Annotated in this window: 1 protein-coding gene; it reads left to right on the top strand. The window is 72.1% G+C overall.

What is annotated here, in order from left to right; translation table 11 throughout:
• The coding region (locus tag ACEN88_RS33585) for a substrate binding domain-containing protein (protein ID WP_413346673.1) at positions 1-646 on the top strand (646 nt) is incomplete at both ends.

Here is a 646-nt window from a genome sequence, read left to right as displayed (position 1 = left end):
CCCGTCACCTTCAGCACGCTGTACGTCGCACCGATCCTGCCCGCGCTGCGCGCGCGCCACCCGCGCCTGACGCTCGACCTGCGCCTGGACGACGCGCCCGCCAACCTCGTCGACGAAGCGATCGACGTGGCCATCCGCATCGGCAGCCTCGATCCGCAATCGAACCTCGTCGCGCGCAAGCTCGCCGCCCACGACCGCGTGCTGTGCGCCAGCCCGGCCTACCTCGCCGAGCATGGCGCGCCGGAGACGCCGATCGCGCTCGCGGCGCACGACTGCCTGCAGTTCGCGTTCGGCGCGGGCCGCCGCACGTGGCGCCTGCAGGCCGATGATTCGAAAGCGGACGCGGAAGACGTCGAGGTGCGCGGCGTCGTTCACGCCAATAATTCGGAAGTGCTGCGCCAGGCGGCGCTGGGCGGCCTCGGCATCGCCATGCTCGCGCGCTGGCTCGTGCAGCGCGACCTGCGCGCGGGCACGCTCGTGCGGGTGCTGCCCGGCTACCGCGTCAATCCGGGCCCGATGGACGTCGGGCTGTACGCGCTGTATCCCGCGAGCCGGCGCAACTCGACGAAGATCCGCGCCTTCGTCGACCTGCTGGCCGAGCATCTCGCGGAACAGGACCTGGGCGACCACCTCAGCGGCCAACCTG

It is taken from the genome of Massilia sp. CT11-108, assembly GCF_047302915.1.
GTDB classification, from domain to species: Bacteria; Pseudomonadota; Gammaproteobacteria; order Burkholderiales; family Burkholderiaceae_D; genus Telluria; species Telluria orientalis.
The sequence above is the reverse complement of the archived record's forward strand: the minus strand, read 5'-3'. Positions and strand labels throughout refer to the sequence as shown.